This window comes from Angustibacter speluncae (genome assembly GCF_054777815.1).
The window spans coordinates 1-7727 of sequence record NZ_BAAHAF010000198.1; the positions used below are offsets into that span (position 1 = coordinate 1).

The 7727-nt window shown below is 74.6% G+C and carries 8 protein-coding genes; 2 read left to right on the forward strand and 6 right to left on the reverse strand.

Annotated features, from left to right (window positions below):
• The 6 genes from ACYVKY_RS21215 to ACYVKY_RS21240 all read right to left on the reverse strand — a co-directional run.
• Nucleotides 1-555: MmgE/PrpD family protein (locus ACYVKY_RS21215; protein ID WP_460436972.1), on the reverse strand; the 555-nt coding region annotated here is incomplete at its 3' end.
• On the reverse strand, nt 555-1256 hold the full coding sequence (locus tag ACYVKY_RS21220) for an ABC transporter ATP-binding protein (protein WP_460436973.1): 702 nt from the start codon (nt 1254-1256) through the stop codon (nt 555-557). The genes ACYVKY_RS21220 and ACYVKY_RS21215, both read right to left, overlap by 1 nt.
• Complete coding sequence (locus tag ACYVKY_RS21225) at nt 1243-1977, reverse strand: ABC transporter ATP-binding protein (protein ID WP_460436974.1); 735 nt, start codon at nt 1975-1977, stop codon at nt 1243-1245. The genes ACYVKY_RS21220 and ACYVKY_RS21225 overlap by 14 nt, the downstream gene beginning before the upstream one ends.
• Entirely contained in the window at nt 1974-3017 is a 1044-nt protein-coding gene (locus ACYVKY_RS21230; RefSeq protein WP_460436975.1) for a branched-chain amino acid ABC transporter permease, read from the reverse strand. The genes ACYVKY_RS21225 and ACYVKY_RS21230 overlap by 4 nt, the downstream gene beginning before the upstream one ends.
• On the reverse strand, nt 3014-4060 hold the full coding sequence (locus tag ACYVKY_RS21235; RefSeq protein ID WP_460436976.1) for a branched-chain amino acid ABC transporter permease: 1047 nt from the start codon (nt 4058-4060) through the stop codon (nt 3014-3016). The genes ACYVKY_RS21230 and ACYVKY_RS21235 overlap by 4 nt, the downstream gene beginning before the upstream one ends.
• Nucleotides 4060-5316 (reverse strand): ABC transporter substrate-binding protein, encoded by a 1257-nt coding sequence (locus tag ACYVKY_RS21240; RefSeq protein WP_460436977.1) that lies wholly within the window; start codon nt 5314-5316, stop codon nt 4060-4062. The genes ACYVKY_RS21235 and ACYVKY_RS21240 overlap by 1 nt, the downstream gene beginning before the upstream one ends.
• A gap of 206 nt (nt 5317-5522) precedes the next feature.
• Here ACYVKY_RS21240 and ACYVKY_RS21245 point away from each other — a divergent pair, with 206 nt between their 5' ends.
• Nucleotides 5523-6371 (forward strand): IclR family transcriptional regulator, encoded by an 849-nt coding sequence (locus ACYVKY_RS21245; RefSeq protein ID WP_460436978.1) that lies wholly within the window; start codon nt 5523-5525, stop codon nt 6369-6371.
• On the forward strand, nt 6368-7705 hold the full coding sequence (locus ACYVKY_RS21250) for an MmgE/PrpD family protein (protein WP_460436979.1): 1338 nt from the start codon (nt 6368-6370) through the stop codon (nt 7703-7705). The genes ACYVKY_RS21245 and ACYVKY_RS21250 overlap by 4 nt, the downstream gene beginning before the upstream one ends.
• Nucleotides 7706-7727: the final 22 nt, after the last annotated feature.

The window sequence follows — 7727 nt, forward strand, 5'->3', positions numbered from 1 at the left end:
GCCGGCCCCGGCGGCCGCGATGACCGCGGCGCCCGCGGCACCGGCCGCCGCGCCGGCCACGCCCCAGCTCCCGTGCGGGTGGGCGCCGGCGCGCAGGCGGGTGGCGCGGCCGAACCGGGCCGCGACCTCGTACGCCACCACCAGGGCGGCCGCGGTGTCGGCGCCGGTCGAGCCGAGGTCGGCCGCCAGCGCCAGGACGGCCGGGAAGCCGTGCGCCGCAGGGTGTCCCGCGGCGTGCTTGCTGCCCTCGTCGAGCTCGAGCCGCACCAGGGCGGTCGCGTTCAGCCAGGCTGCCGCCTCGACCGTCGTGCAGGTGCCGCCGCCGACCAGCGGCGACGGGCCCGCGGACGGGCGCCACGCCCGCACCAGCGCCTGCTGCTCGGGCTGGCGCGCGCCGAGCACCGTGACGCCGAGCAGGTCGAGCAGCACCGGGCCGAGCCGGTCGCGGGTCGGCGCGGGCACGTCGTCCCAGCGCAGGCCCGCGGCCCACGCGCCGAGGTCGTCGGTGGCACGCCGCGCGCGCTCCTGCGCCGTGGCGGTGGCGGTCTCGGTCACTACAGCCCCAGGTAGGCCGCGCGGACGCGGTCGTCCTCGGCGAGCTCGGCCCCGGGGCCGGACAGGACGCAGCTGCCGCTCTCGAGCACGTACGCCCGCTCCGCGAGCCGCAGCGCCTGCGAGGCGTTCTGCTCGACCAGCAGCACCGCGACGCCGCGGTCGCGGATCGCCTTCACGGCGTCGAGCACGGCCCAGGTGAGCTTGGGCGACAGCCCGGTCGACGGCTCGTCGAGCATCAGCAGGCGCGGACGCGCCATCAGGGCACGCCCGATGGCGAGCATCTGCTGCTGGCCGCCGCTGAACGTCTCGGCGAGCTGGCGGCGGCGCTCGGCGAGCACCGGAAACAGGTCGAAGACCTCCGACATCGCGTCCTGCACAGGGCGTTTGCGCTGGGTCCACGCCCCCATCCGCAGGTTCTCCTCGACCGTGAGCGGGCCGAACAGCGCGCGCTCCTCCGGCACGTGCACGAGCCCGCGGCGCACCAGGTCGGCGGTGCGCACGCCGTCGACGCGGTCGCCGTCGAAGGTGATGGAGCCGGACGTGGGTCGGACGACGCCCGAGATCGTGCGCAGGGTCGTGGTCTTGCCGGCGCCGTTGCCGCCGACCAGCGCGACGATCTCGCCGGCGCCGACCTCGAGGTCGAGCTCGTGCAGGATCTGCAGGCCGTGGTAGCCCGAGCAGACCGACTCAAGACGCAGCACCGGTGGGCTCCTCCCCGAGGTAGGCCTCGATCACGCGCGGGTCGGACGTGACCTCCTGCGGCGAGCCGCTGGTGAGCACGCGGCCCTGGTCGAGCACGAGCACGGTGTCGGACAGCCGCATCACCGCGGCCATGATGTGCTCGACGAAGACGAGGGTGACGCCGTCGTCGCTGCGCAGCTGCTCGAGCAGCTCCATCACCGGTGCCCGCTCGGCCGGCACCAGGCCCGCGAGCACCTCGTCGAGCAGCAGGACGCGCGGCCGGGTGGCCAGGGCGCGGGCGAGCTCGAGCCGCTTCAGCCCGGCGGTCGGCAGGCCGTCGCTGCGCGCGTCGCGCCAGCGGCCGAGGCCGACCCGCTCGATGACGTCGCCCGCGCGCCGGTCGGCGTCGCGGCGCCCCACGCCCGCGGCCATGGCGGCCACCGCGACGTTCTCGAGCACGCTCATCGTCCCGAAGGGCTTCATCAGCTGGAACGTGCGCGACATCCCGGCGTGCGCGATCCGGTGGGGCGGGTGCCCGGTGACGTCCTTGCCGTCGAGCTCGACGGTGCCGGCGTCCGGGGCGATCGCGCCGGCCACCACGTTGAACAGCGTGGTCTTGCCGGCGCCGTTCGGGCCGATGATGCCCTGGATGGTGCCCTCGGCGACCTCGAACGAGACGTCGTCGACGGCCTTGAGGCCTCGGAAGGAGCGGCTGACGCCGCGGACGCGCAGCAGGCTCACCGTCGCCGCCACCTCTCGCGCAGGGCCCCGTACACGCCCTGCGGCAGCACGAGGACGATGACGATGAGCAGGATCGCGTACATGACGACGTCGAGACCCGCTCTGCCCTGGAGGAAGTCGAGGAACTCCGGGGGGTTGCGCAGCAGCGTCGCCGTCACGTCGTTCAGCGGGCCGAGGATGACGGCGCCGATGACCGGTCCCCAGATCGTGCCGACGCCGCCGATGACCGCGGGCAGGATCGCCTGGATGGAGACGCTGGAGCCGAACGCGGTGTCGGGGTCGACGAAGAAGTAGTACTGGACGTAGAACGTGCCGGCGACCGAGGTGATCGCGGCCGACAGCGCCATCGCGGTGAGCTTGGTGCGCATCACCGGGATGCCGACCGCGGCCGCGGCCTCCTCGTCGTCGCGCACGGCGACCGTGAAACGCCCTGCGCGCGAACGCAGGAACAGGATGCTGACGGCCAGGGCCGCCACGGTGAGCGCCAGCGCGACCCAGAAGTACATCGGCGAGCCGGGCGGGAACTGCAGGTAGGCGAGCGACGACTCGGGGCGGATCGGCACGTTGTAGCCGACGGCGCGGTTCACCAGGTCGCTGTTGGTCGCCAGCAGCCGCAGGATCTCGGCGAAGGCGAAGGTCGACAGCGCGAAGTAGGCGCCCTTCAGCTTGTACCGCAGCGTGAGGAAGCCGAGCAGCAGCGCGAACAACGAGGCGCCGACGACGCCGCCGACCATGCCGATCCACGGCGAGACGTCCTTCTCGACCAGCAGCCAGACGCTGACGTAGGCGCCGATGCCGAAGTACGCGGCGTGGCCGAAGCTGAACAGGCCGCCGAAGCCGCTCATCACGTTCCAGCCGATCGCCATGATCGCGAAGACCAGGATGCGCACGGCGACGGCCTCGGAGGCGTCGGGCAGGACGAGGGGCAGCGGCGCCAGCACGACGGCCAGGACGGCGGCCACCAGCAGGTGGCGGTTCCACGCCGGGCGAGGCAGGTCGACCGGCTCGTCGGTGGCGGGGGCGGGGGCGGTGGTGGTCACGTGCGCCTCGCGAACAGGCCCTGCGGCCGGACGAAGAGCACCAGGACGAAGACCAGGAACACCGACAGCAGCGGGCTCTGGCCCGGCAGCAGCAGCGACCCGAGCTGCTCGGTGAGGCCGATGAGCAGGCCGCCCACGAGCGCGCCGACCACGTTGCCCATGCCGCCGAGCACCACGACCACGAAGGCGACGATGTTGAACAGCTCGCCGGTCGTGGGCTCGATCGTCACCAGCGGCGCGACCAGCACGCCGGCGGCGCCGGCGCAGGCGGTGCCGATCGCGAACACCGCCATGTAGATGCGGCGGGTGTCGATGCCGACGTGCTGCGCGCCGGAGTCGTTGGCCGCCACGGCGCGGATGGCCGTGCCGAGCCGGGTGCGCTGCAGCAGCACGTACAGCGCCGCCGCCAGCACCAGCGCGACCCCGAACGCCATGAGCCGCGAACCGGTGGTGACGGCACCGAGGATGCGCACCGGGCCGTCGCCGGGCAGCGTCACCGACTGCGGGTTGGGGCCGAAGAACAGCAGCAGCAGGTTGTCGATGAGCAGCGACAGGCCGAGCGTGATGAGCAGCTGGTTCTCCAGCGGCTTGCCCATCGCGCCCGCCAGCACGAACCGCTGCACCAGCGCCCCGAGCACGAACATGAGCGGGACGGAGACCAGCAGGGCGACGAGCGGGTGCAGCCCGAACCGTCCGGCCATCACGACGGTGACGTAGAGCGCGATCGCGAGGAACGCGCCGTGCGCGAAGTTGACGATGTCGAGGACCCCGAAGATGAGCGTCAGGCCCATCGCGACCAGGCCGTAGACGCCTCCGATCAGCAGGCCGATGACGACCGCCTGGGTCACCACCGTGCCGCTGCCGGAGCGCCAGTAGGCCAGGGCGACGGCGACGACCGCCACGGCGAGCACCACGCCGACGCGCACCAGCGCGCCGTGCGGCACCCGGCGGCGCGCGGGTGCGGCGGCGGCCTCCGCCGGCTCCCCGTCGTGGGGAGCCGGCGAGGTGCCTGCCGGAGCGGGCTTGCTCAGGGGGTCCGTCATCACTGACCCGGGTTCGCGGGGTAGAGCGGCTCCGCCTCGGCGAAGTCCTCCGGGTAGACCTGCACGACCTTGCCGCCCTGCACCTGCATCAGGATCGGTGCGGCGCCCTCGTTCTCGCCGGTCTCGGAGAAGGTGACGTTGCCGGCCTGGGCGATCAGCGAGGGCATGTCGGTCTCGGCGATCGCGTCGCGCAGCGCGGTGGGGTCGGCGCTGCCGGCCCGCTCCAGCGCGTCGGCGATGACCCGGACGGCGTCGTACGCGAGCACGGCGCCGGTGCGGATGTCGTCGTCGTAGGTCTCCTTGTAGAGCTCCATCAGCGCCTGGGTGTCGGGGTTGGTGGTGTCGAGGTGGTAGTTGGCGTCGAAGTAGCCCTCACCGGCGGCACCCACCTCGGCGGGGAACTGCGGCAGGTCGTAGGCACCGTTCGCCACGCCCCAGACCGCGTCGAGGTCGGGCTTGACGGTGTTGACGGCGTTCGCGACGAGCACGCCGTCGCGGTAGTAGCCGGCGACCATGAGCACGTCGGCGCCGGCGGCCTGCACCGCGGTGACCTGGGTGCTGAAGTCGGAGACGCTGGCGGCGTCGTAGCTGACCGCCGAGACGACCTCCATGCCGAGCTCCTCGGCCTTGGCCGAGAAGGTGTCCTTGATCGCGGTGCCGAACGGGCCCTGCTCGTGCAGGATCGCGACCTTGGGCGCGGTGGCGCCGGCCGCCTCGGAGACCTCGGAGAGGAACTGCGCGCCGCCCTCGCCGAGGACGCGGCCGCTCGGCTGCATGCGGAAGGTGTAGGTGTAGCCCTGGGACAGGATCGCGTCGGCGCTGGAGACGTCGATGACGAACGGCACCTGGTTGCGCTCGGCGATCGCCGCGACGTTCTGGCTCACCGCGCTCTGGTAGGTGCCGACGAGCGCGACCGCACCCTCCTGGATGAGCCGCTGCGCCTCGCTCTGCCCGACCTCGGGCGCGCCCTGGGTGTCGGCGCTGGACAGCTCGAGCTGCGCGCCGCCGAGCGACTCGATGCCACCGGCCTCGTTGATCGCGTCGACGGCGAGCTGGGCGCCGTTGTCCATCTGCTGGCCGTCGGCGGCCGCGGCGCCGCTCAGGGGGTGCAGCGCGCCGATGACGATGGTCTCGGGGGCCTCGCCGCCGCCGTCGCCACCGCCGTCCTCGACCGCGCCGGGCGGGGCGGAACCGCCGCACGCCGCGAGAGCCAGGGGCAGGGCCACGGCGAGTGCCGTGAGCAGGGACCGCTTCATCGAACTCTCCCAGGTGCTCGGGACGTTCCTCTCGACGGAACGCGCCTCCGGCCACCGACTGTGACCGCTCATCCGGCCCAGGTCAAGGGGTCGACAGGGATTCCGTGCGTCGTCTACGGTCACGGACATCCCACCGAGGTCCGACACCCGTCGCCGGTTCTCGACTAGCGTTCCGTCCAGCGGAACAACGAGGGGAGCTGGGGACGATGACGACCAGGACGACGGACCGGTCCGGGCCACCGGCCGGGCAGGCGGCGGGCAGCGCGTCCGGCACGGCCTCGGGGACGGCCTCGGGGACCGAGTCGGCCGCTCGGGTGGCCGACGTGCTGCTGGCCTTCCTCGACGGACCGCAGGTCCACGGGGTGTCCGCGCTCGCGCGGCGGCTGGGCCTGTCGAAGGCGGTGGTGCACCGCATCCTGCGCACCCTGGTCGAGCGCGGCCTGGTCGTGGCCGAGGCGGGCGGGTACCGGCTCGGCCCGGCGGCGAGCGCCCTCGGCGCCCGGGCGCTGCGCGACTCCGACCTGCGCACGCTGGCGCTGCCGGTGCTGCGGCGCCTGCAGGCGTCGACCGGCGAGACCACCACGGTGTCCGCGCTCGTGCCCGGCGCGCGGGTCTACCTGGACCAGGTGGTCGGGCGCAGCGAGATCTCGATGAGCGTCGAGCTCGGACGACGGTTCCCGCTGCACGCGGGCAGCTCGAGCACCGCGATCCTCGCGTTCATGCCGGCCGACGCCCAGGAGGCCGTCGTCGCCGGGCCGCTCGACCGGCTCACCGACCTCACCGTCGCCGACCCGGACGCGCTGCGCGAGCGGCTGGTCCAGGTGCGGCGCGACGGCCACGCCCACTCCGACGGCGAGCGGCAGCGCGGCGCCGGGTCCGTCGCGGCACCGGTGTTCGGCGTCGACGGCGCGGTCCTCGGGGCGATCTCGGTGTGCGGGCCGGTCGACCGCGTCGACGAGACCGCCCGGGCGCGGTTCGTGCCGCTGCTGGTCGAGGCGGCCGACGACGTCTCCCGGGCGCTGGGCTGGCGCGGCGGTCTGCCGGAGCCGGCGTGAGCGGTCTGACCGCACTGCTCGCGCACGTCTTCGGGCCGGACGCGCTGGCCGACGACGACGTGGCGCACGCGGTCCTGCTCGTCACCGACACGCTGGCGGCCGCGGTGGGTGCCGGGGCCGAGCCCGAGGTCGCGGGCGCGGCCCGGGCGGCGCGCCGCCTGGGCGGCGACGGACCGAGCACCGTGTGGGCCGACGGCTCCACGACGACGGCGCCGACGGCCGCGCTGCTGAACGGCACCGCCGCGGTGCGGCTCGAGCTCGACGAGGGCAACCAGCTCGCGGCCAACCACCCGTGCGCCCACACCCTCCCGGCGCTGCTCGCCGTGGCCGAGGAGGTCGGCAGCACGGGTCGCGAGCTGCTCGAGGCGCTCGCCGCCGCCTACGAGGTCGCCGTGCGGGTCGGACGCGGCGTGCGGCTGCGCGACGCCGTGCACCCGTTCGGCACCGCGATGGTGTGCGGGGCGGCAGCCGGCGTCGCGCGGCTGCGCGCGCTCGACGTCGCCACGACCGAGCGGGCGGTGCTGCTCGCGGCCGCCCTGGTGCCGGCCTCGACCCAGCGGGCGGCCACCACCGGCGCCACCGTCCGCAACGCGGTCACCGGCCTGACGGCGCAGGCGGGCGTGCTGGCCGTCGAGCTGGCGCGCACGGGCACCACCGCCGACCCGCAGGCGCTCGCCACGGTCTTCGGCGAGGTGCTGGGGACGTCCTTCGACGCCGCGCACCTCGACGCCGACCTCGGGGCGACGCGGTACCTGCGCACCGGCTACCTGAAGCTGCACGCCTGCAGCCGCTGGAACCACGCGCCGGTCGAGGCGGCCGAGGCGCTGCTGGCCGACCACGGCTTCGGCGCGGACGAGGTCGAGGCCGTCGAGGTCGCGACGTACGACCCCGCCACCCGGCTGCGGTACACCGAGGTGCCGAACGGCTTCGCCGGCAAGCACTCCATCCCGTACAACGTGGCCGCACGGATCCTACTGCGCGACAACGGGATCGACGTCTACACCGACGAGGTGGCGGCCGACCCGCGGCTGCAGGCGCTCACCCGGCGCGTCCGCGTCGTCGAGGACCCGGCGATGACGGCCGCCTCGCCCGCGGTGCGGGCGGCGCGGGTGACCGTCACGCTCGCCGACGGGCGCGTGCTGACGGCCACCGAGGAGCGCGCCCCCGGCGGACCCGACGCCCCCTACCCGGCGGAGGTGCTGCGCGCCAAGCACGAGGCGCTGCTGGGCCGCACCCTGCCGGCCGCCGCCGTCGGTCCGGTGCTCGCCTGGTGCGAGGCGCTGCCGGCCGCCCCCGACGTGCACGGCCTGGCCGGGCTGCTGGCGGCGCGGTGACCGACCTCGAGCAGGTGCTGGG